This is a genomic window from Flavipsychrobacter sp., assembly GCA_041392855.1.
Lineage (GTDB): Bacteria > Bacteroidota > Bacteroidia > Chitinophagales > Chitinophagaceae > UBA5543.
On sequence record JAWKLD010000001.1, the window covers coordinates 857,191 to 881,052 of the forward strand.

Below are 23,862 nucleotides of genomic sequence, written 5' to 3' on the forward strand. Positions count from 1 at the left end.
AGGTAAGCTGTCCGTAGTTGCTAGGGAGATGTCTCACAGAAGGTTCGACATGACAAGCATTGATTGTACTGTATCGTTTGTATCACTGTATCGTGGCAGTCTTTGTGATGCTAAATAGTAGTATGTCATATTGAGCCATGCGAAATATATCCTTAATGGGTAGGTAAGCTGCCCGTAGTTGCTAGGGAGATGTCTCACACAAGGTTCGACATGACAAGCCTTGATAGTACTGTATCGTTTGTATCGCTGTATCGTTACAGTTTTAGGTCTTTTATTAGTTGCACTACAGCTTCTTCAAACTCTTTTGACTTATAATCTTCTTTGGTTTTGAAGCTGCTAAAGTCTTTGGAGTTAAACTCCTTAACCTCTTCTATATTCTCCCAAAAGGCATCTCTGTGTTTACGTGGTATATCTTCTTTGTGTACTTCAAACAAGTAGCTATCAATATGTATAGGGAAGTATATATCCTTCCATTCCTTATTCTGCTTCTCTCTGGCTTCGTTGAGCTCGTAGTGGCAAGCTTCTGATTTAAGAGAGTTCTTAGAAGCTATGAATAGTAGCCTATCGTGGCTATGTATATTCTCATACATTATCTTCTTAAGCCTTCTGCCTCCAGGTGCATCACGCTCCCAGAAGAAGGACTTAATACCTCTTGTCATAAGTATATGGCTCAATGCTCTGGCAAATTCTTTGTCTTCAAAGCTATAGGAGATAAATACTGATTGAAACTTCATTTCTGTTACTAAGTCTTTTATATAACCTTTTGGGTCAAACCCATGTACGCCGAATAGTTTAAACGTTTCTTCGTTGATGTCGCTTTTAAGTATGGTTTGTAAATCAATGAAGCAACTACTATTCTCTGTTTGTTTTATATTATTTAATGTTTTTTGAGTTAATAATGTATTTATAAATGATGTGTTTATTATTTCACATTCAGTAAGTACAGAATCTGTTAGGTCTATATCTGAGAATACATTTTTAGTTAATCTTGTCCTTCTAATTGTTAATTCTGTTAATACGGGAAGGACTTCTTTATTAATACCAACAAAATTTGTGTTAAATATTTCAGCATCTATTATTGAAGTCTGATAATAGTTACACTCGTTAAAACTGGTAAAATTAATAGCATTATAAATTCTGTTAAGTTCTGAATTACTGAATTTATAACTTTCAGTGATAATTGTGTCAGAGAATGTACATTTATCAAATTGACAACTATCAATTCTTGTATTAATTATATAACATGATGTAAAGTTTACATATTCAAAGTATGATGTATAAAAAGCACAATTATAAAAATTACATATGGTAAAGCTTGTTTCGCTTAGACCACAATTATGAAATTTCACATCTTTAAATGTACAAGCTGTAAATTCTATATCACCAATTGATTTATCTATAATAATATGCTCTTCTATTGTAATCCCACTTATCGTTATTTTTGTTCCATTGTTATTTAGTTGCCTATTTGAATAAGAATTACTGTTATTATTTTTTTTCAATAATTCTAAAAACTCCTCATTATAATTCTTCTTTTCCATAGGTGTATTTGTACTGTAAAGTACTATTACACTTACATTAGTACAACCCCGTGAAAACACCCTCTTTTCTTATTGTTACGAGATTGCCACGCTTCGCTCGCAATGACGGGAGAGTGAATGGTTTTGTATCATTACATCCGTTACAGGGGTATATAATATGAGTCATGCTGAATATATTCCAGCATCTCGCCACAACACTTATATCTCGAGATTCTTAAACCAGTTTAGGGTTACAGGTAATTTTATTATAAAGATACAGTGATACAACGATACAAACGATACAACGATACAACGATACAACGATACAACGATACAAACGATACAGCGATACGAACGATACAGTGATACAAACGATACAGCAGGGTAGTAAGCACACAAAAAAGCCCACTCGAGTAGAGCAGGCTTTGATATATAAAGTATTGTTGTACTTAGATTCTGAAGTGAGAGAACGCTTTGTTCGCGTCTGCCATACGGTGTGTATCTTCTTTTCTCTTCACTGCACCACCTTCACCTTTACTAGCTGCTACGATCTCGTTAGCTAATTTATCAGCAATCGTACGACCATTACGCTCACGGCTGAAACGGATCAACCATTTCATGCTTAGAGATATTTTACGGTCAGGACGAACCTCTGCAGGTATTTGGAATGTAGCACCACCAATACGACGGCTACGTACCTCAACTGCTGGAGTAACGTTTACTAACGCCTTCTTCCAAGTCTCATATCCACTCTCGCCAGTCATTTTCTCTACTTTGTCTAATGCATCGTAGAAAGAACGAAGAACGATGCTTTTGTTACCACCTTGCATTAGGCAGTTTACAAAGCGTGTTACTTGCTTGTCGTTAAATTTTGGATCTGGTGCTAAAGGTAATTTCTTAGCTTGTGCCTTCCTCATCGTTAAAGATTGGCTTTTATATTAGTTGTTATTTAATTTATTTTGCTCTCTTAGTACCGTATTTAGAACGGCTTTGTTTACGATCTTTCACACCCGCAGTATCTAAAGCACCACGAACGATGTGATAACGTACACCTGGTAAGTCTTTAACACGACCACCACGTATCAAAACGATAGAGTGCTCTTGTAAGTTGTGACCCTCACCCGGAATATATGCGATAACCTCGATCTTGTTAGTTAAACGAACCTTAGCCACTTTACGTAGTGCTGAGTTCGGTTTCTTCGGAGTGGTTGTGTATACACGAGTACATACACCACGACGTTGTGGACATGCGTCCAAAGCACGGGACTTAGACTTTGTAACGATTTGTTTACGACCCTTACGTACTAATTGTTGTATTGTAGGCATTTGCTCCTGTTAATAGAAATTTTAATGGAGTGCGAAGGTAAACATATTCTTATTATCAAACAAAAATTAAACAATAATTTATTTGAAATAGATATTTTCTCCCATCGGGAGCTTATAAATATTCAAAAGTACAATTAATACCCGCATATGTATAACTGCGTTTTTTATCAATAAGTTATGTTTGTATGGCAAAACGATGAAGTCTTAGTTGTTGATACCCCTTACAAGCTTATTTGATCAATTACTAAATCATTATATATGCGCAAAGTATTACTATTCAGCTTATTAGCTATATGTTCTTCCTTGAGTGAGCAGTGTTACGGGCAAACTATTTTTTCAACCAATTTTAATAGCTCACTTCCCGCGGGGTGGACGATTGATGCTTCGGCAGGGGCTACATGGGCACACAATGGGAGTTTAGGCACTGGTGGCTCAGGCTGTGCTATGGTAGATCAATCTAGTTCCTCTGGCGGTACCAAGGGTAAGTTGATAACGACAAGTTTTAATCTCACTACCGTTCCCAAGCCTACATTATCTTTTAAGGTTGCTTCTATTCGTAACAACTTTATGTCGCCCAATCTATATATATATTATTCAGTAGCCGGTGGCGCTTGGCAGAAACTATCCTCTTGGGGCGAGTGGAATACGGATAATATCATTAACACTACGGGGCCTTGCTTCCCCAATAATAATGGCTGTGTGGAATGGCAAGATGTGGTTTTCGACCTGGCTAAGGTGGCAGGCAATACCAATATTCGCTTTGCTTTCGAGGCAGATTGTCTAAATGGAGGGTGGCTATTGCTGGACGATCTGTGGATACACGACAAGAAAATATATGCCTTGCCTTATACTCAAGACTTTGAAGGGAATGCCTTTTTTCCTCAAGACTGGGATAGAACAGGTACTGATAAGAATACCGATTGGCAAAGAAGTGTTGCTGTAGGGGCTTTTAATAGTACTTCAAGTGCTTTCTTTGATAATTTTTCCCTTAATGTATCTGGTAGTTTTTATGGGTTGAGTACAGTTTGGCTCAACTTGTCTACCGCCGCTAAGCCTACGCTTGCTTTTGAGTATGCCTACACCCAGCGTGCTGGTAAGCCTTCGGATGAGCTACGTATCTCGTACCAGGTTGGTAATAATGGTACTTGGATAGTGCTGGATAGTTTCAAAGAAAACAAATTAAGAACGGCTCCCAATAAATCGGTAGCCTTTGTGCCTACTAATAGAGAATGGCTAACCAAGACTATAGATATCTCATCTTTAAGTAGTAATCAAGAAATAAGGTTTGCGCTGGAGTGCAAATCTCAAAACGGTAATATATTATATATAGACAATGTTCGCTTTTTTGATGATACGGCTACTACAACAGTTGCTACAATAGAGAATGCTAGTCAGTATAGATTATATCCTAATCCCGCACAAAACAGCATATATATAGATATGCAGAATGATAAAGGGGTAAGTGCCTATGTATATGACATAACAGGCAGGCAGATGTCTAGTGTCACTTATGAGAGAACAGGGCAGCGATTAGAGGTCAATACTACTTCTTTAAGTAGTGGTGCTTATTATATATATATAGAACAAGAAGGTGTTGTGGCTACTAAGCAGTTCTTTATTAATAAATAGAGTGTTATAGTAGAATAAAAATACAAGCATGAAAAAGATAATATATATAACACTTGTTGCAACGCTTAATATTGTGGTAGCTACAGCGCAAACCATATTTGTAGAGGACTTTGACACAGCATTGCCTAGTAGCTGGACCATAGATGCTACACATGGTGTGGAATGGAAGCACAGTGATAGCTTGGGGGCTAATAACACGGGTTGTGCTTATGTGGATAAGGATGATACTTTTGGTTTGGATAGCGGTTCTATAGAGACCGTAGCTATTGATTTGACAAAGATCAACAAACCTGTACTGTCCTTTAAAGTAGCTACAGTACGTAAAAACTTTGCTGTGCCACAGTTGCATTTGCATTACAATATTGGTAATGGGTGGAGTAGACTTAACACTTGGGGCTTATGGGGGGTAGATAGCATTATAGCTAGTACTGAAGATTTTTTCCCGCCACTAGACAAAAAGAATGTCAAATGGGAAGTAGCAACTTATGACCTTAGCAGCCTATCAGGCAATAGCAATATAAGGTTTGCTTTCGGTGCTTACGTTGATAATGGTGGCTATTTACTGTTGGATAGTATACGTATCTCAGACCCATCTACCTTGTCTATTGCTCAATATGAACAGGATAGAGCGGTAGTTCTTTATCCCAATCCGGCTCAAGATAGGGTGTATATAACAACGGGGACTGCTGGAAGTGCTGCTATTTATGTATATGACATAACAGGCAGGCAAATGTCTAGTGTCACTTATAAGTGGACAGGGAAGCAACTGGAGGTAAATACAACAACCTTAAGCAATGGTACTTATTATATACATATAGTACAGGCAGGTAGTAGTGAAGCACAAAAACTTGTGATAAGCAGATAGTAAAACTAATATAAACAATATGTAAAGGCTCTTCCTATGGGAGGGCTTTGCTATTTATAGTAATGGTTGTACTGCAAGCCATACCTCTGTAGCTATTGTGTCTACAGGATTGTCTGCATTTATCACCGCCACATTTTCTTCTTCTTTCAATACCTCAAAAGCATGAAAGAATTGTTTACGTGTAGTGGTTAGCCTATCCAGATTCTCAAACAGTTCCAGCTTTTCGCGCCCTTTAGTGATGCGTTCCATGCTTTTTTCAGGGGCTAGGTCTAGAAATATGTTTAGGTCAGGCTTTAAAAGGTTGGCAGGCAAAGAGTTGGCTTTTATTACCCAGTCTAACGGTACATGTGCGCTATGATAAGCATAGGAGCTGAAATAATACCTGTCGCAGATGATGATATAGCCTTCTTCTATCTTTTTAAGTAGGCCGTTCTCCTCATTGTGTAGATGATCCAGCCTGTCGGCAAGAAATAGTGCAGCTATGGTTTGCTCATCGGTTTTATTTTCACCTTTTAATATACTACGGATGAACTTGCCAATTTGACCATCGGTAGGCTCACAAGTGCTATATACCTTATGTCCTTCGTCTTGTAGTTTTTGAGATAATAGTTCTATTTGTGTGCTTTTGCCGCTACCGTCTATCCCTTCGAATACAAAGAATTTGCCCTTTTTTGCCATCTATTGCTCTTGTTATTATTATTAAGTACCAAAAGTAGAAAAATTGTCTGCTTTGTGCTTAGATAATGCACAATTATACTATTGTAACAAATATCACTCTGATAAATAGCTGAATTGGTTATTTTTGCCCCACATTTTTAATTCATATAAATAGATATAAATGCATAACGCGTATTTCCATTTTGAGGAACCATTGAACGAACCGGTATTGAGCTATGCTCCGGGTAGCCCAGAGCGTGCAGCTTTGCAAGATGCAGTAGCCGAGCTAAAATCGAAAGAGGTAGACATACCTATGTTTATTAATGGTAAAGAGGTGCGTACAGGTGATAAGAAAGAAATTCGCCCACCGCATGAAACCAAACACCTGTTAGGGTATATGCATGCTGGTACTGGTGAGCATGTACAGCAGGCTATTGATGCAGCATTGGCAGCTCGTAAAAAATGGGCAGCAACCCCTTGGGAGCACCGTGCAGCAATATTTATGAAGGCAGCCGATCTACTAGCTACAAAGTACCGCTACAAAATGAATGCGGCTACAATGTTGGGGCAGAGTAAAAATGCTTTCCAAGCAGAGATAGATAGCGCATGTGAGTTGATCGATTTCTTACGTTTCAACGTGCATTTCCTAAGTAATATATATAACGAGCAACCACTTTCTGTAGATGGCATCCACAACCGTATGGAGTACCGTCCGTTAGAAGGGTTTGTATTGGCAGTTACACCGTTCAACTTCACAGCTATTGGTGGTAACCTACCTACAGCGCCTGCTATGTGTGGTAACGTAGTAGTATGGAAGCCGGCTAACACGCAGATATACAGCGCTAACGTATTTATAGAAATACTAAGAGAGGCTGGTCTGCCTGATGGTGTTATTAATATAGTATATACTGACGGACCAACTGTTGGTGATATCTGTTTCGGTCATGCTGATTTTGCAGGGGTACACTTTACAGGTTCTACAGGCGTTTTCCAAACTATGTGGAAGACAATTGGTAACAATATTGCGAAGTACAAAACTTACCCAAGAATAGTAGGGGAGACAGGTGGTAAAGACTTTGTTATGGTACATCCATCAGCAAGTGTTGATGCTGTTGTTGCTGGTTTGGCAAGAGGCGCTTTCGAGTATCAAGGACAAAAATGTTCTGCTGCCAGCCGTGCTTACCTACCAAGCAACTTGGCTCAGGAGATCAAAGAAAAGCTAGTAGCTGAGGTGAAGACAATGAAGATGGGTAAGGTAGATGACTTTACTAACTTCATCAATGCTGTTATTGACGAGAAGTCTTTCAATAATATTGCTAAGTATATTGATGGTGTGAATGCAAGTAAGGACGCGGAAATTATCTGCGGTGGTAAATATGATAAGGAGTTGGGTTGGTTTGTAGAGCCTACAATAGTTGATGCTAAAGATCCTAAGTATGTGACCATGTGTGAGGAGATATTCGGCCCTGTATTGACTATATATACTTACGAAGCTGATAAATGGGAAGAAACATTGGATCTGGTAAATACGACCTCTCCTTATGCACTTACAGGTGCTATCTTCTCTCAAGACAGATATGCAGCAGAGTTGATGACACGCAAGCTGGTAGATGCAGCAGGTAACTTCTATATCAATGACAAACCAACAGGTGCAGTAGTAGGACAGCAGCCATTTGGTGGTGCTCGCGCATCGGGTACTAACGATAAGGCAGGTTCTTCTCTAAACCTTTACCGTTGGTTGAGTGCTAGAACGATAAAGGAAACTTTAGTGCCGCCTACTGATTATCGTTATCCTTTCCATCAACAGGACTAGTAAAGCTTATTTGGATGAGAAGTATAATAGTTATTTTATTGTCTAGTGTTGTATTTGCTGCTTGTAGCAATTGCAATACCCGTGCATATGGTTATATCACAGACGACAACTCTAACAAGGCCATCGATAGTGTTAAGATACGTAGCTATGGCGCACTCGCGGGCAAAATAAAAGATGAGCGTGTAGTGTATGTAGACAGCAACGGCTATTTCGAAACCTACTTCTCTTCAAAGAGTACTGCTAAATGTCCTGTGTTGAAAATGGAGATCACTCGAGATGGATATTATCCTGTAGTGACTGCAGAAGGGCTTACGGGCGATACCATTTACATGAAGAAAATACAACCATAACTAAAAGCCCCGATCATTCGGGGCTTTTTTTATGTTTATTATATATTCAACCAGTCAGGTCTTTTAGTTTTACTGGCTGCTTTTGGTGATGCTGTTTTTTGACATCGAGCCAAGTAGTTTTTCTTAGCCGCTTTGAATATAATATTCCATGCAGCTTTACTTTTGGGTTGTGCCCAATCGTAGCCGATCTCTTCCCATTCTTTTTTGAATAGGGCTAAGTCAAGTTCCTTTATTAACTCTTCTGTACAAATGAAATAGTCCTTACGGTATTGCAACAAGTATCCTCCTTGAGCGTTTTGATGTTGTTTAGCCTCTTCGTAGTTAGCATACCAAACATTCAGAAATGCAGAACTGTTGCCTATATACATACAATCCTCCTTGATTATAGTATCTCTATACTGCTGCCAAGTTTCATGATTGTTTTCTATAGCAAGCACCCAGTAGGCATGTTTTAATTGATAGAAGTCTACATCTTTCAAAACATCTTCTAAGATGCTATACTGATGAAAGGGTAGTTGTAAAAAGCGCTTAGCGGCTTTTTCTTGATGTTGTTGTTCGGGAGACCTAAGTTGTTTCCTGAGTAGTGAAGCTTTGATCTTCAACTCCTGTAAACGATTCATATCTTATATAAAATTTCTAAAGCACCACTTCCCACTAGTTGGTTGAAATTTAATAAAGAATATGTCGTTGTTATTACTTAGACAAGCAGGTGATATCATCTTTTGTGGGACGGGCGTCCTGAAAGCCCGTACAAATATACATATACTACACTAAGTGTAGCTATAGTGATCAATTATACTTTTGTGTTTTTCCATTTCCCTTTCTTGAAGAGTACTATTGCCGCGGTAGCAATAACACTCTCAGCAATGGCAATGGCTAAAAATACACCTGTAGGGCCAAGGTCGAAGGTGATGGATAATACATAAGCCAGAGGTATCTGAAATACCCAAAAGCCAAAAATGTTAATGATCGTAGGTGTTTTAGTATCACCTGCTCCATTGAAGGACTGCACCAATACCATACCCAAGCCATAGAATATATATCCAAGGCTTATGTATCTTAAACACTGTACGCCATAGTTGACAACTTGTTCTTTATGGGTAAATATTTCAATGATAGGAGTAGCAAAAGTGAAAAACACCACAGCAATAATTCCTAAGAAAAGCATATTGTAGTTGGCTGCTTTCCAGACCGATTTTTCTGCACGATCGGGCTGATTAGCACCTAAGTTTTGCCCTACCAAAGTAGCGGCAGCATTGGCCATACCAAATGCAGGAAGTAAGGTGAAGATAATTACCCTGATCCCTATGGTATATCCAGCCAGAGCATCACTACCGAATCTTGAGACAATACGTACTAAAAATATCCAGCTAGCCGAGTTGATCAAGAACTGTGCTGTTCCTCCGGCTGATATTTTTAAAACATTTTTTATGATCGGTATATCTATACGGCAGTGCTTTGGTAGTATTCTAATAATACCATTGCCCTTGAATAGATGATACAATTGATATAAAACTCCAATACCTCTACCAATAGTAGTAGCAAGGGCAGCACCTGTTAATCCTAACGCAGGTATGGGGCCAATACCATATATCAAAGTAGGGCATAGGATAATATTCATACCGTTGGCCAACCAAAGAGAACGCATGGCAATAGAGGCATCACCAGCACCTCTAAATACTCCATTGATAAGGAATAAAAGCATGATAACCACATTGCTACCCATCATAATACGAGTGTACATGTAGTTTTCTGCAATTAGTTCGGCATCTGCACCCATTAGCCTCAGGATGTCCTTGGCAAATATGGCGCCGAATAGACCTATTACTGCGCTGAAAGCAATACCTACATATATGGCTTGTATGCCGGTATGTGATGCTTGGTCTGCCTTTTTTTCGCCTATACGGCGTGCCACCATTGCAGTTGCAGCCATGCTTAAGCCTATGGCTACAGAATATACTAGTGTGATAACGGATTCCGTCAAACCAACAGTAGCCACTGCATTGACACCTAGCTTACCTACAAAAAAGACATCGACCACGGCAAATAGTGACTCCATCACCATTTCCAGTACCATAGGTACTGATAACATAAAGATGGCGCGGTTGATACTACCTGTAGTGTATTCTTTTTCTTTGCCCTGTAGGGCTTCTTTAAATGATTGAATGATATATGTTGTACGAGCCAACAATGGTCTACGTGAAGACATTTCTAAATATTGAAAATTGATAAAATGAAATACAGTCTGCGGTATTGCAGACGGATATTATTTAAAGCCTCGTGGAGTTATGGATTTGGTTTTGAGCAACCAAACCCCGCTTAGTATTTCATAGACGTAGATATTGCAGGAGCAATATTAAGGAAAAAAACTGAAAACTTATCTTCAGTGTAATAAAAAAGCTATTTGTTGTAAGCATTCATAGCCCTTGCAATGCCTTGAGTAGCAAATGTTTCAATAGCATCAACACAATCAGGTATTTTAGTTTTTAATACTTCCAGTTCTTCATTGGTCCATTTTCCTAATACAAAATCTACTTGTTTGCCTTTAGGAAAATCATCTCCTATGCCAAATCTGAGTCGGGGGTATTTTGCTGTTTGTAGTGTTTCTTGTATATGTTTTAGCCCGTTATGTCCTGCATCACTACCATTTCCTCTTATTCTGAGTTTGCCTAAGGGTAGGGCAAGGTCGTCTACTATAATTAGGATGTTTTCTAAGGCAATTTTTTCTTTTTCCATCCAGTATTTTACTGTTTTGCCACTCAGATTCATGTATGTAGTAGGTTTTGCCACTACAAATGTTCTTCCTTTCCACTTACATTTAGCAACATCTGCATATCTATCAGGAGCAAAAGTTCCTTCGTGTTTTATCACAAAGGCATCTGCTACATCGAACCCGATATTATGCCTTGTGCTGTCATATTCTGCGCCTATATTTCCTAGTCCAACTATTAAAAACTTCATTACTGCTAATATAATGTCTTATCTTGTCCGAAAATAAGAACAATATTACCACAAACTGTAAAAAAACAATTTGCTTTACCCAACTTATTTGAGTAATTTTTCGTCTAATTTTGGAGAGGGTATTACTTTGAAACCCGCGCTCTGGAATATTTTAAGTCTTAATTAATAAAAAGCTATATAATGCGAAAAGTATTATACTTACTGATTCTCTTAGTTACATTTGGCACTGTTGCAAATGCACAATACTTATTTGTAACACACACTTCTGGTACCGTAAACTATGGAGGAGTTAATGTTACTGTAACTCCAATCGGTTCTCCTTCTACTACTACTGTTGTTTGTGGATTAGCACCATATTATATTGGTTCGGCAGGGGCTTCTGGTTATAGATACCAGTTTTCACCTGCAATAACGCACGCAAGAGCTAGATTTTATGAGTTACAAAGTTCAGACTCGATCGAGTTTTCTTTGGGTGGCACTCCTATCAACTTAACTGCTGCTAACTTAAGCAACTATGTAGGTCCTTGTGGTGCTGCTACTACTGCATTTATTACTACAAATGGTCAATTATCTAGTACCTCTATCCCTACAAGTGGTATACAAGCAGGTGCTCAAATTGATTATCAGAATAGTCCGGGAACAATTAGTGATTTAAGAATATATCAAACAAAACTAAATTCTAATGGTGTTGTAATGGACTTTCAGTTCAAGCGTGATACCTGTGATTTGGATTTTGAAGCATGGGCAGATACTCCTGCTTGTAGATTCCGTGATTTGAAACTAAATGCATATACATTCCCTAATACAACCTACAGCTGGACAGGCCCTAATGGATGGACTTCAAATGTTCAAAACCCTGTAAGAACACCTGCACAATTGACAATGAATGGTACTTACACTGTTACTGCAACACGTGGTGCTTGTGTTTATACTAAATCATTTACTGTAAATATTGATAATATTCCTAACAAACCTACAGTAACTCAAGATGGTCCTGTATGTCCTGGATATAATGATACTTTAAGAATGAATACCAACATACCTGGTGGTGGTACATTCGAATGGCGTGGTCCTAGTGGTCAAACTGCATCTACTACAGATAACTTTTTACCACTTAATTTGATCACCCCTGCAGCTGCTGGTCAATGGTACATGTTTGCTTTAACTACTAATGGTTGTTCTTCAGATACTACATACTTTACAGCAGGTATTAACAGTCCGGTTGTAGCAGCTTTTAAGGCAGACTCTACATTTGGTTGTGGTTCTGATACTGTGAATTTGATTAATAATACTGTTGGTAACACAGATCCGGGTAAACCTAGAATAAATAACTGGACTTTTGGTGATGGTAATTCTTCTACTCAAAGAAGTCCAACACACGTTTACACGTCTCAAGGTACATTCACTATCACACTTATAGCTTCGAATGGTGAATGTTCTGATACTGCAACTCAAACTGTACAATTAGTTCACCCGATCACTGCAGGTTTTACTGTTGATGATGATAGTATCTGTCAGGGTACATTAATAACGTTAACTAATACCTCGGTTGTTACTCCTGGTACTGTGCCTATATATACATGGGATTATAGCAATGGAGATACCGGAAAAACATTTGATGATGTATATACTTACATCAAGCCTGGTACTTATACCGTATCTCTATTCTTAGAAGATTATCTTGGATGTAAGGATACTGCTAGACGTACAATTGTAGTAGACTCAACAGGTTCAGTTGACTTTACAGCTTCATTAACTAATATCTGTGTAGGAGATGCTATTGACTTCAGTGGTACTTATTCTCCGCAAGGTAATACAGGTTTTACATGGACATTCGATGATGGCGTTGTTTTGCCAAGTGTACTAAATGTACGTCACGTATATGAAAAGCCTAAAACTTCTTATAATGTTCAGTTAGAAGCTACTTACCGTATTTGTCCTACAGTGTCTAAAACAATACCTATCGATGTTAACCCTTATCCTGTGGTTGACCTAGGAAAAGATACCTCTATTTGTCCTAACGGAATTCCGGTTAATATCACAGATAGATTTAACGTGAGCAATCCGGATGCTAAATTCTCTTGGAACACACCTACAAAAGATGCTACTCCAAATGCATTGATTCGTACTCCTGGTGTATATGCACTTACTGTAGATATCAAGGGTTGTAAGACTACGGACTCTGTTGAGGTTAAGAAAAACTGTTTTGTAAACATACCAAACATCTTCACCCCTAATGGTGATGGTCAGAATGACTATTTCTTGCCTCGTCAATTACTATCAAGTAATGTGAGTAAGTTTGATATGAAGATATTCAACCGTTGGGGTGAGATTATATTCGAAACTGATGCTACAGATGGTAGAGGATGGGATGGTAAAGTGAATGGTGAGTTACAACCTCAAGGTGTATATGTTTATTTGATAAACGTAACATTTGGAAATGGTACTAGAGAAAACTACCAAGGTAACGTAACAATGCTCAGATAAAACCTAAGTCTAGTAAATATTTTAAAGCGCATAGTTAGTTTAACTATGCGCTTTTTTTGTTTCTACCATTTTCATTATATGACTCCATAAAAAAAGCAGTATGGATTTTCCATACTGCTTTTTAGTCGTTTAGTTTAAAGCTTATTTGATCTCGCATTCGCCTTCTAAGCCATGCTTATCACAATTCTTTTGAGCATCTATTATGTTAGATGCATTAACAGTATACATTTCAACTACGTCCTTACTTTTTTCACACTCACACTCGTAGTTTTTCTTACATGAAGTAAAAGTTGTTGCTGTAATTGCAATAATAGAAGATATTATCAATGCTTTTTTCATATTAATCAATTGTATAGCTGTATAATTTGGTGAATAAAAATACAAAAAAACTCTTCATATTATCTATAAATATTAGCTTAATTAGCTTTTATCCATTTTCTAGTAAGAGATTCATTAGGAGTCTCTAGTTGTAGTAAATATATACCTCGTGGGTATTGACTTATATCTATTCTATAAGGTGTGTTTTTGTCTATTGTTACTTGCTCAAATTTTGCCATTTTATGACCTATAATGTTTAAAATAGTTAAGTTGGCTTTTTCAGTTTGGTTTGAGGCAAATGAAATATTAAGCTCATTTTTAGCAGGATTAGGGTAAAGGGTAAGGTTGTTGGTAATAGAAAGACTATTGATATTTAGGTTAGGGTAAATAATACTATTAGAATCCTTGATTCCCAGGCTTAAATTATTGTAACTGCCAGAAGGAGTTTGCTCTACTTTTACCGCTTTTACCATATACCAATTGGGTCCGTTAATACCTACAGAGTCAGTAAAACTGGTACCTGTTACTAGTGGCGACTCTAAATTATAAGTGCCATATTTTGAGGTGGAGGAGTAGACATAGTAACCAATAGTATTAGGTTCGGTAGTAGCCGTCCAGCTGAGTACTGCTCCTTTTCCAGCAACGTTATTCACCTGTAGATTGCTTGCAGGTTTCATATAATCGGTCCTGAGCGTCAAGTCGCCAAGTAGGGCTACGTGAACACCTGTGTTAAAAAAGCCTGTAGGCGAATAAATACCACCATTATTTTGAGAAATAAAGCTAGAGTAACCAATATGCTCGCCAAGAGCCATATGGTGGAAAAACCAGTTAGGTCTACCAGCCCAGCAACTAGTGAGTGCGGGAGTGCTGGAGCATAAAGGAGCTCTTAAGAAGTTATTTTGATTATCCCAATCTCCGAAATAACTACCAAACATCATGGTGAAAATGGCATTGGTGTTATTGTTGGCAAAGCTATCTGTCCACCCTATGCCAGATGCCTTTTTGTATGAGCCTGCACCACAGCCGTATGCCCATTGATAGAAACTAGATTTTAAAGTCCCAACAAAATCTACCTTTTTTACATTAGTTGAGCCTACTAAGGGAAAAAAATTTCTCCATCCGTTAGCTGCAAAAGCTTCGTCGTAAGAAGCAAAATTGTCATCTATTAACGCTCTTTTAGTCACTGTAATATTGCCCTGTTTGTATTGGTGTGCCCTATTAAGGTAGCTTTTCATTAATTCGGTCTCCGTTTTACCAAATAGTGGCATGTCATAGAAGTCAATTCTACTAATTTGTAGTTCGGTATTGCTTGGTAGGCCACTTTGGTCCCATTTGCCATCTCCTGGGATATTTTTATTAGCAGCTCTGTTGGCACTGGTATTATTAATGCTATTATCAGTCCAGTTACCATCCATGTCGGCATAGTAAATATCTGCAGGCCAGGCGCCTCTATGGTCGGGGTCATGCCCATCCGGTACTAAATTTCCACTATAGGGTACTTTTAAGTGACCTATAATGTATACCGCACTTAGCGAAGAGTTGCTCTGGTAAGTAGTTTTGATATAGTTTTTTATGGTGACATCTGTAGCTGTTCTGTCATAATCTTTTCTCAATACAGCCCACCCATCACTACTGATATCTTCCATTAATGTTGTTAGCTCTGTTTGGCAAGTGGTAGAAAAGTTATTGTCAACAAGTAATAAGATCGTACCTCTGTTGTGTATGGGTTTGGCATTAATGCCAACATAGATATATCCTTCGCCGTTAGGAGATGGACTATTGGCTGTCTTTAACACTCTGTATTCATAAGCAGAATCAACAGTTACATTGTTATCAACATATTGGTTAATACTACTGCCTACGTTTCCTATAGAGGACCACGCAATGCCATTCTTTGCTTTCTTGAAAATAGTATAACCGGTAGCATTAGGATGCAAGGTCCAAGAAAGCGTTACTTTGGCTGGGCTGTTCTGTACTGTTGCTGTAAGTTGTACAGATCTATCCTCAGACTTTTGCGCAAAAGCATGTGTTGCTCCAAAATACAAAGCTGCTAAAAGAAAAGCTTTTTTTACCATAAACTAAATTTTGATAACGTCGTGAGAGTATCTTAAATTGAGAAGTATAAGATACTATACATATAAAGATATTAATAATGACTGTAGAAAATATAGTAGATGAGCTAAAAAAATATGGAAATGATGCCACTAAAAAGGTGTTTAAGAACCATGGTGCTCAAGAGCCAATGTATGGTGTTAAGGTCGGGGACCTAAAAAAGATCCAGAAGAAAATAAAGAAGGATCATGAGTTGTCAATAGCCCTATTTGATACAGGAATATCAGATGCAATGTATCTGGCTAGCTTAATAGCCGATGAAGAAAAAATAACCAAAGCTCAATTGAAAAAATGGGCGAAAAAAGCCAATTGGCATATGCTAAGCGAATATGCTGTGCCATGGATAGCTGCTGAAAGTAGATATGGGTGGGAATTGGCTTTAGAATGGATAGAAGCAAAGGATGAGAAGCTAGTAGCGACAGGCTGGGCTACCATGAGTAGCGTGTTATCTATAAAACAGGATGAAGAAATAGACCTCAAAATAATAAAGCAACTACTAAAGAAGGCGGAAAAAGAAGTACATAATGGGCAAAATAGAGTAAGCTATGCTATGAATAGCTTTATAATATCTGTTGGTGGTTATGTGCAAAGCCTTACCGATGAAGCATTAAAGGCTGCTAAAAAAATCGGAAAAGTAAAAGTAGAGATGAATGGCACTTCCTGTAAAGTGCCGTTGGCAGATGAGTATATTGAAAAAATGCAAGCTAAAGGAGTAATAGGAAAGAAACGCAAAATGGCGAGATGCTAAGTGTAATATCCGTACAGGTACGGATATGGAAATACCAATTTTTGGGGATATCTTAGAAATACATTCTAATGTACATTTATAAGTAGCACCACTTGATAAATGATATAGCAACTATGAACAAGAAAATATTTATAACGAACAGAACAGATAAGAAACTCTTAGCAAGGATCTCTGATAAGATAACAGGCAGTGAGGTTTTAAAACGTGTACTGTCACCTGGCAGAAATGAAATAGGAGTGACTCACCTTAGTAGCGGAACATACAATATCCAATTGATAGATGATAATAATGATACTTATTATCACCAAAAAATAGTTAAGAGTTAGCCGCCGCTTTCAACTTTTTATTAATAGCCTTGTTCAAGTAATAGGCAAGCGTAAAGCAAATGAATATAATACCAATAGCTATAACACCTGTTATGCTATAGTTGTATATTTTGTTAGCACTATCGTTATAAACGATAAAACCTGCCAGGGCAGAGTAGATTCCTACAGCCAGTTGTTGTACTGCTGCATTAATACTCATAAAACTGCCCCTTGTTTTTGGTGGAACTACTTCTGTAACCATAGCCTGAGCCGCTATGGCACGCCCTGTAGATAGTACAAACCAAATGCCTGTTACTACAAGTACAAAGTAAAAAGGTGTGCGCGGCATGTTGGTTATTAATGCAATTGGTACTACACAGGCCAATGCCATTACTGTGAATACTTTGAACTTGCCTTTCCTGTCTGCAAGCCTGCCAATAGGAGAGGAAAGCATCATTGTAGATATACCACCTACTAAATATATATAGGGTATCTGTGCATTTGTAAAGCCTACATTAAATACCATATAAGAAGTAAGGAATGGAATAATGATAAATTGCCCCATCAATGTAGCTGTTACCAATAATGCTATTACCTGATTTCTATCGGTTAAAATAGCTCTGAAAACATCAAAAAGCTTTGGTTTGTTATTGAGATCCTTAGGGTTTATATGTCCCGTCATGTTAGGCACATATTTTATTAATAGAGGAAGCAGGATGATTGCCATAGCTGCTACTATAATAAAAGGTGCATGCCAAGAGAAAAGATCAGACATCTTTAGTCCAAAGGGTACACCAAAGGCAGAGGAAATAGAAAACGCTGTAATGATAACACCAATAGCGTGCGCTCTTCTTTCGTAAGGTACAAGATCCGACGCTATGGATAATATTTGTGCTCCAATAAGCCCGCCAAACAAACCGGCAACAATTCTTGAAGATAGTAGTAAGTAATAGGTAGGAGCAACAGCGCAGAGGCTGGTGCCTACTATAAAACCTGTATAGCCAACGATAAGTACCTTTTTTCTATCAAAACCATCTACAAAGAAAGCTGCTGTTAGGCCAGATACTGCTGCACTAACGGAGTAAGCTGCAACTAAAAAAGAAAACTGTTGTGTAGAGATATCAAAATAGGGGATAAGTACATTGCTAAGAGGCATCATTATCATGAAGTCCATGATATGAGTAAAATTTACTGCGGCAAGTAATAGTAAAATAAAACGTTCCGTCTTCATCGGTCAAATGTGGTCGCAAATGTCCGATTAATAACTTGAGTAGAAAAGTGTTTCCTATGGTATTAATTGATAGCTGGATAACAAGAAGGTAATATTAAGCTGAATATTCACTGATCGTTAAGATGCCTTTTAGCAGTTGGTCAATGTTTTTAGTGGGTATATCAAATAATGTATCCTTTGCTGTTGCTGTGTTTTTTATTGTGACCAATGCTTGTGTTCTGTTAATAACAACAGTAAGGTAGCGGTCTTCTTCCTTATATTTCGATAGATCTACACCATTACCAGACGGGGAATAACTCAGTTGTAGATTCATTGATATTTCTTCTGCATTAATATCAGGGTAGCTATCATATTGAATTTTGTCAATATGCAACCATCTGTCTTTTCTTGTATTGTTCAACTCAATACTTGCTTTTATCATGTCTCCGCAATGGGCATCGCGGTGCAATTTTTGTCCTTGTGCATTGGTTAGCGCAAAGGTATTGTAGTTGTCGGTTAGTATACTGTTCCACTCATTCACGTCTAGTAGTCTGTCTTTAGCTACTAAGAAATATTCATCAGCATCTTCTATACTGTTTAGTTTTACTTGATATTTCATAATTCGTGGCTTTATATTAAATAAATCACTAAATATCATGCCAAAATTAAAATTGTAAACAAGCTGTGCATAAATCTTGCATTTTTCAGCGTATTTTAATCATTGTGAACCATTTAGAGCTACTAAAACAGGAGTTGAATAGGTTTGTTCCTTTAAGTGATGCTTTGTGGAAGGAGCTACAACCTTATTGGAAATACTATGAAGTGGGTAGAAAGCAACAATTGACCATTGTAGGAGAGACAGAGAAGTATGCCTACTTGGTGATAGAAGGGGTGCAACGCATATATGCCCAACATAACAATAAGGATGCTACTTTGATATTTACTTACGCGCCATCTTTCGGTGGGGTCTTAGATAGTTTTCTTTTACAGAAACCAGCCATTTATGGTTATGAGACTTTAACTAAAAGTAAGTTTCTTCGCATGTATCATCATGATTTTAAGGAAATGATGGTCAAATATCCTGAATTTGATCATTGGGTACAAGTGACTACAACACAAGCTTTGTCAGGTACCTTAGTAAGGTATAAGGAGTTATTGCTCATGGGGGCTGAAGAGAAGTTTAAAACATTGCTACAAAGAAGTCCGCAGGTGCTCAACCTGATACCGCATAAATATCTGGCAAGTTATATTGGTGTTGATGCCTCTACATTTAGTAAATTGTTGGGGTCTGTTAAGTTATAGCATATTGCTGCTGTATAATCTTGGTCTAGACAAAGGTTTCTTATTATAGGAGCACCTACTTTTGCTAAAACAATAGAATAATGCAGACATTCGATAGTATATCATTATTAACCGAACTCGGTCAAGATGTCAATGGTCTTATAAAAAGTGCAGAAGGCTTAAAAGTATGCACACCATATGAACTGAACGAAACTCCGGGTATGGATAAATGGAGCGTAGCACAAATATTAGAGCATTTGAATGCCTACAATAGATACTACCTTCCTGAAATGAAAAAATCAATGAAGGGCAGTGCTCCTTTTTCAGTTACTTTCAAGCCAGGTATAATGGGCGATTATTTCACTAAGCTCATGAATCCTAAAAAATATGGGAAAAAGCAGAAGAATATGAAAGCGCCTAAAGACTATAGCCCTTCTTCCGATCTGAATGCCGAGAAAGTACTTGAAGATTTTATCAAGGGGGAGCAAGAGTTATTATTCTTGTTGGAGCAAGCTAAGGAGGTAAACATAGGTAAGCTAAAAACGCCTATTAGTATTAGTCCTTTTATCAAATTAAAACTAGGTGACACCTTCCGTTTTCTCATTGCTCATCAGCAACGTCATTTTATGCAAATACAACGAACACTATCTGATACAAATGTGGCGTTATCAGTTTTGTAAAAAATCTTTATAGAAATGCGTCTAGTCTGTGGATTTAGTAACTTACATGCTACAAAATACAAGACATGCCAGGTAAGATCAGAAAAGAAGACGCATTAGAATATCACGAAAAAGGTAGAAAAGGTAAAATAGAGGTTGTTTCTACCAAAGAGACAAAAACACAAAGGGATCTAGCCTTAGCTTATTCTCCGGGTGTAGCAGAGCCTTGTAATGAAATAGCCAAAAATGTAGATGACGTATACAGATATACCGCTAAGGGTAATCTTGTTGCTGTAATAAGTAATGGTACGGCAGTATTGGGCTTAGGAGATATAGGTCCCGAGGCGTCGAAGCCCGTTATGGAAGGTAAGGGGGTGCTTTTCAAAATATTCGCAGATATAGATGTTTTTGATATTGAATTGAATGTCACCAAGGTTGATGAGTTCATCAATGTGGTAAAAGCGATGGAACCAACGTTTGGTGGCGTAAACTTGGAGGATATAAAAGCGCCAGAGTGTTTTGAAATTGAGAAACGACTCAAGGAGGAGTTGAATATACCTATCATGCACGATGACCAGCATGGTACGGCGATAATATCAGGCGCCGCTCTGCTTAACGCATTAGAGTTGGTGAAAAAGAATATTGGTGAGGTGAAAATTGTTGTTAGTGGCGCTGGTGCGTCTGCTATCTCATGTTGTAAGATATATTTGGCTCTGGGTGCTAAAGTCGAGAATATCTATATGTATGATAGTAAAGGCTTGATAACAAAGGATAGGGATAATTTAGACGAGTACAAAAGTCAATTTGCTCAAGATGCTAAGGATATCAGTCTGGCAGATTGTATGAAAGGTGCTGATGTGTTTATAGGACTGTCTAAAGGAGGAGTAGTAAATAAAGATATGGTAAAGGGTATGGCGAAAGACCCGATTGTTTTTGCCTTAGCTAACCCTGACCCAGAAATAGCCTATGACGATGCCATAGAGGCTAGACCAGATGTGATCATGGCAACAGGACGTAGCGATTACCCTAATCAGGTAAATAACGTATTAGGCTTCCCGTATATTTTTCGCGGTGCATTAGATGTAAGGGCTACTACTATTAACGAAGAAATGAAGCTGGCAGCCGTCAAAGCGCTAGCAGAGTTGGCCAAACAACCTGTTCCTGATATTGTGAATGTTGCTTACAATGAGAAGAGCCTATTCTTCGATCCTACATATATTATTCCCAAACCAATGGATCCTCGTTTGCTCACTACAGTTGCACCAGCAGTAGCCAAAGCGGCAATAGAAAGTGGTGTGGCAAAATCTCCTATTACTGATTGGGATGCCTACGAGAATGAGTTACATAAACGTTTGGGGGCTGATGATAATATCTTACGTTTTATTATAAACAAAGCGAAGCAAAACCCTAAGCGTGTAGTATTTGCCGAAGCAGAGAATTTGAAAGTGCTTAAAGCTGCACAGATAGTAAAGGATGATGGAATAGCGATACCTATACTATTAGGGAGAAAAGATAGGATCAATAAGCTGATAAATGAAAATGGTTTACAGTTAGATAATGTAGAGATCATTGATCCTAGAAGTGATGAGGAGTTGGATAAACGAATAGAGTATGGAGAGATGTTTTTTGAGAAAAGACATCGCAGAGGATATAATTTATATGAAGCAAAGAAGATGATGCGTCAACGCCCATATTATGGATGTATGATGGTAGAGACGGGAGCAGCAGATGCTTTAATATCAGGTCTTACAAGACAGTATCCTAACACACTACGCCCGGCGTTGGAGATAATAGGTATGGACGATAAGTCTAACAAAGTGGCCGGTATGTATGTGATGCTGACCAAGAAAGGGCCTCTTTTCTTTGCAGATACAACGGTGAACTTCAACCCGACAGAGGATGAACTGGTAGATATAACATTGCAAACGGCAAGAGCGGTTGGACATTTTAATATCAAGCCACGTATCGCAATGCTGTCCTATTCTAATTTTGGTAGTAGTGCATCGCCAGAAGCGATAACAGTAAGGAATGTAGTCAGTCGTATCAAGAAATCACACCCTGACCTAATAATTGATGGTGAAATGCAAGTAGGTGTTGCTTTCAATCAAGAGTTATTGAAAGAGAGTTATCCTTTTTCTGACCTTGTAGATGAGTCTCCAAATACTTTGATATTCCCTAATCTTGCAGCAGGTAATATTGCTTATCATTTATTGATGGAAGTAGGAGGAGCAGAAGCTGTAGGGCCTATACTGTTAGGATTGAATAAGCCTGTACATGTATTACAACTAGGTAGTAGTGTAAGGCAAATTGTGAATATGGTAGCTCTTGCCGTTGTCGACGCACAATCAAAAAAGCACTAACTAGTAGTAATGGATATAGCTATCATTGGTGGTGGGGCAGCAGGTTGTTTTGCTGCTGCTAATATTTCTGTCAATAGTGGAGATACAGTTACCCTATATGAAAAAACTGGTAAGCTTTTACAGAAAGTAAAAGTATCTGGTGGTGGTAGATGCAATGTAACACATGCTTGTTTTGATGTGCCTGAGTTGATAACAAAATATCCTAGAGGCAAACAGTTTTTAAAAAAGTCTTTGTATCAGTTTCCTCCCCAAAACACGATCAAATGGTTTGAAGAAAGGGGAGTCGTACTCAAGACGGAAGAGGATGGTAGAATGTTTCCTACTACAGATAGCTCGCAAACTATTATAGACTGTTTGACAAAAGCTTTGTTTAAGAACAAAGTTCATATAGCCTACCATAAGGCGATAAAAAAGATAGAACCATTAGATGTGGGCTTTAAGCTACATTTTGCAGATGGCAGTACTAGTAGAGCAGATAAGGTGCTGATAGCATGCGGAGGTTTCCCAAAAGTAGAGCAGTATAATTGGATAAAGGAGCTGGGGCATACAATAGAAAATCCTGTTCCTTCATTGTTTACTTTCAATATGCCTAAACATCCTATAACCAAGCTGATGGGTGTGGCTGTACCTGAAGTAACACTTAAAATAAAAGGTAGTAAGTCTGCACAGTTAGGGCCATTATTGATAACTCACTGGGGAATGAGCGGACCTGTTGTATTAAGAACATCGGCTTGGGCAGCAAAGGAACTAAGCGAAAAAGATTATGATTTTAATATCTTGATCAACTGGCTTGATAATGTAACGGAGGAGGAGCTCAAAGCTCAATTTGTAGACATGCGACAAGTGCAAGGGAAGCAGCTAGTAAAGGGTAAGAATCCGTTTCAATTGCCTAAAAGGCTATGGGAATATTTTACAACTGAAGCAGGAGTTGCTGATAATACTAAATGGGGCGATCTGTCTGCCGCTAGTCAGAACAAGTTGCTCAATATGCTTATAAGGGACGAATATCATATAAAGGGTAAAACCACTTTTAAAGAGGAGTTTGTTACCTGCGGTGGTATAAAATTATCAGAGGTTGATGCGCAAACGATGGAGAGTAAAAAAACAAAAGGTCTATATTTTGCAGGTGAGTTACTAAATGTAGATGGTATTACGGGCGGTTTTAACTTTCAACATGCGTGGAGTAGTGGTTATATAGCAGCACAAAATATGATGTTGTGATCGCTATAGATTCTTAACATATACTTGCTTTTAATAGTTA

Annotated in this window: 22 protein-coding genes; 11 read left to right on the forward strand and 11 right to left on the reverse strand. The window is 38.1% G+C overall.

Annotated elements, in window-relative coordinates:
* Positions 1-254 precede the first annotated feature (254 nt).
* From R2800_04130 to rpsL, 3 genes are all read right to left on the reverse strand, one after another.
* Positions 255-1,541, reverse strand: a complete 1,287-nt coding sequence (locus R2800_04130) for a toll/interleukin-1 receptor domain-containing protein (GenBank protein ID MEZ5016215.1) — start codon at positions 1,539-1,541, stop codon at positions 255-257.
* A gap of 428 nt (positions 1,542-1,969) precedes the next feature.
* Positions 1,970-2,437 carry a 30S ribosomal protein S7 gene (gene rpsG / locus R2800_04135; GenBank protein MEZ5016216.1) on the reverse strand — a complete coding sequence of 156 codons (468 nt, stop codon included), beginning with the start codon at positions 2,435-2,437 and terminating at the stop codon, positions 1,970-1,972.
* A gap of 37 nt (positions 2,438-2,474) precedes the next feature.
* A complete protein-coding gene (gene rpsL, locus R2800_04140; GenBank protein ID MEZ5016217.1) occupies positions 2,475-2,846 on the reverse strand; it encodes a 30S ribosomal protein S12 in 372 nt (123 codons plus the stop codon).
* Positions 2,847-3,104: 258 nt separating this feature from the next.
* Here rpsL and R2800_04145 point away from each other — a divergent pair, with 258 nt between their 5' ends.
* Together R2800_04145 and R2800_04150 are read left to right on the forward strand one after the other, a co-directional pair.
* Complete coding sequence (locus tag R2800_04145) at positions 3,105-4,475, forward strand: T9SS type A sorting domain-containing protein (protein ID MEZ5016218.1); 1,371 nt, start codon at positions 3,105-3,107, stop codon at positions 4,473-4,475.
* 28 nt (positions 4,476-4,503) lie between these two features.
* Positions 4,504-5,340 (forward strand): T9SS type A sorting domain-containing protein, encoded by an 837-nt coding sequence (locus tag R2800_04150; protein MEZ5016219.1) that lies wholly within the window; start codon positions 4,504-4,506, stop codon positions 5,338-5,340.
* Between the two features lie 54 nt (positions 5,341-5,394).
* On the opposite strand, the gene tmk is transcribed toward R2800_04150, so the two are convergent.
* A complete protein-coding gene (tmk, locus tag R2800_04155; protein ID MEZ5016220.1) occupies positions 5,395-6,018 on the reverse strand; it encodes a dTMP kinase in 624 nt (207 codons plus the stop codon).
* A gap of 160 nt (positions 6,019-6,178) precedes the next feature.
* Between tmk and pruA the strand changes: the two genes are divergently transcribed.
* Positions 6,179-7,810, forward strand: coding sequence for an L-glutamate gamma-semialdehyde dehydrogenase (pruA, locus tag R2800_04160; protein ID MEZ5016221.1), 1,632 nt, complete (start codon positions 6,179-6,181; stop codon positions 7,808-7,810).
* A gap of 14 nt (positions 7,811-7,824) precedes the next feature.
* Positions 7,825-8,160, forward strand: coding sequence for a hypothetical protein (locus R2800_04165; protein MEZ5016222.1), 336 nt, complete (start codon positions 7,825-7,827; stop codon positions 8,158-8,160).
* 38 nt (positions 8,161-8,198) lie between these two features.
* On the opposite strand, the gene R2800_04170 is transcribed toward R2800_04165, so the two are convergent.
* The 3 genes from R2800_04170 to pth all read right to left on the reverse strand — a co-directional run bounded on the left by R2800_04170 (position 8,199) and on the right by pth (position 11,121).
* The gene (locus R2800_04170; protein ID MEZ5016223.1) at positions 8,199-8,780 is read right to left on the reverse strand and encodes a hypothetical protein; all 582 of its coding nucleotides are present in this window, start codon (positions 8,778-8,780) and stop codon (positions 8,199-8,201) included.
* A 173-nt stretch (positions 8,781-8,953) separates the two neighbouring features.
* Entirely contained in the window at positions 8,954-10,369 is a 1,416-nt protein-coding gene (locus tag R2800_04175; protein ID MEZ5016224.1) for an MATE family efflux transporter, read from the reverse strand.
* 191 nt (positions 10,370-10,560) lie between these two features.
* The gene (gene pth / locus R2800_04180; GenBank protein ID MEZ5016225.1) at positions 10,561-11,121 is read right to left on the reverse strand and encodes an aminoacyl-tRNA hydrolase; all 561 of its coding nucleotides are present in this window, start codon (positions 11,119-11,121) and stop codon (positions 10,561-10,563) included.
* Positions 11,122-11,301: 180 nt separating this feature from the next.
* On the opposite strand from pth, the gene R2800_04185 reads away from it, so the two are divergent.
* Entirely contained in the window at positions 11,302-13,608 is a 2,307-nt protein-coding gene (locus R2800_04185) for a PKD domain-containing protein (protein MEZ5016226.1), read from the forward strand.
* 141 nt (positions 13,609-13,749) lie between these two features.
* On the opposite strand, the gene R2800_04190 is transcribed toward R2800_04185, so the two are convergent.
* Positions 13,750-13,947 (reverse strand): hypothetical protein, encoded by a 198-nt coding sequence (locus R2800_04190; protein MEZ5016227.1) that lies wholly within the window; start codon positions 13,945-13,947, stop codon positions 13,750-13,752.
* A gap of 77 nt (positions 13,948-14,024) precedes the next feature.
* On the reverse strand, positions 14,025-16,001 hold the full coding sequence (locus R2800_04195; protein MEZ5016228.1) for a T9SS type A sorting domain-containing protein: 1,977 nt from the start codon (positions 15,999-16,001) through the stop codon (positions 14,025-14,027).
* 77 nt (positions 16,002-16,078) lie between these two features.
* On the opposite strand from R2800_04195, the gene R2800_04200 reads away from it, so the two are divergent.
* Positions 16,079-16,786 carry a DNA alkylation repair protein gene (locus tag R2800_04200; protein ID MEZ5016229.1) on the forward strand — a complete coding sequence of 236 codons (708 nt, stop codon included), beginning with the start codon at positions 16,079-16,081 and terminating at the stop codon, positions 16,784-16,786.
* A 113-nt stretch (positions 16,787-16,899) separates the two neighbouring features.
* A complete protein-coding gene (locus R2800_04205; GenBank protein ID MEZ5016230.1) occupies positions 16,900-17,112 on the forward strand; it encodes a hypothetical protein in 213 nt (70 codons plus the stop codon).
* On the opposite strand, the gene R2800_04210 is transcribed toward R2800_04205, so the two are convergent.
* Positions 17,102-18,322, reverse strand: coding sequence for an MFS transporter (locus tag R2800_04210; protein ID MEZ5016231.1), 1,221 nt, complete (start codon positions 18,320-18,322; stop codon positions 17,102-17,104). The genes R2800_04205 and R2800_04210 overlap by 11 nt on opposite strands.
* Positions 18,323-18,416: 94 nt before the next feature.
* Entirely contained in the window at positions 18,417-18,920 is a 504-nt protein-coding gene (locus R2800_04215) for a hypothetical protein (GenBank protein MEZ5016232.1), read from the reverse strand.
* Positions 18,921-19,024: 104 nt separating this feature from the next.
* On the opposite strand from R2800_04215, the gene R2800_04220 reads away from it, so the two are divergent.
* From R2800_04220 to R2800_04235, 4 genes are all read left to right on the forward strand, one after another.
* On the forward strand, positions 19,025-19,603 hold the full coding sequence (locus R2800_04220) for a Crp/Fnr family transcriptional regulator (GenBank protein MEZ5016233.1): 579 nt from the start codon (positions 19,025-19,027) through the stop codon (positions 19,601-19,603).
* 80 nt (positions 19,604-19,683) lie between these two features.
* Entirely contained in the window at positions 19,684-20,262 is a 579-nt protein-coding gene (locus tag R2800_04225) for a DinB family protein (protein MEZ5016234.1), read from the forward strand.
* Positions 20,263-20,327: 65 nt separating this feature from the next.
* On the forward strand, positions 20,328-22,601 hold the full coding sequence (locus R2800_04230) for an NADP-dependent malic enzyme (protein MEZ5016235.1): 2,274 nt from the start codon (positions 20,328-20,330) through the stop codon (positions 22,599-22,601).
* Between the two features lie 9 nt (positions 22,602-22,610).
* Positions 22,611-23,822 carry an NAD(P)/FAD-dependent oxidoreductase gene (locus R2800_04235; protein ID MEZ5016236.1) on the forward strand — a complete coding sequence of 404 codons (1,212 nt, stop codon included), beginning with the start codon at positions 22,611-22,613 and terminating at the stop codon, positions 23,820-23,822.
* Positions 23,823-23,862: the final 40 nt, after the last annotated feature.